At 63.9% G+C, this 305-nt stretch carries 1 protein-coding gene; it reads right to left on the bottom strand.

Features of this window, described 5'->3' with window-relative positions; genetic code table 11:
* Positions 1-104 precede the first annotated feature (104 nt).
* Positions 105-305, bottom strand: a 201-nt coding sequence (locus PZH32_RS12665; protein WP_275208606.1) for an arginine deiminase family protein, incomplete at its 5' end; no start/stop codon positions are given.

Consider the following 305-nt stretch of genomic DNA (forward strand, 5'->3'; position numbering starts at 1 on the left):
CGCGCTTTTTCTTTTTCGTCTCTGCCATGAGAGGTTCTCCTTAATGGGAGGGGCGGCTAGCCGGGATGCGCCAGCCGCCCAGATTCGTTCGAACTACGCGATTCTTACAGAGCCTCGCACCAGGCCGGCATGGACATGCAGCGCGGGCCGCCGCGGCCGCGGGAGAGCTCGGCGGAGGGCATGACCAGGCAGTTGATGCCGTTCTTGTACAGCACGTCGTTGGTGACATTGTTGCGCTGGTACACCACGACGGTGCCGGGGCGCACGCACAGCGTGTTCGAGCCGTCGTTCCACTGCTCGCGCTC

Source organism: Adlercreutzia equolifaciens, from assembly GCF_029076695.1.
GTDB lineage: Bacteria > Actinomycetota > Coriobacteriia > Coriobacteriales > Eggerthellaceae > Adlercreutzia > Adlercreutzia equolifaciens_A.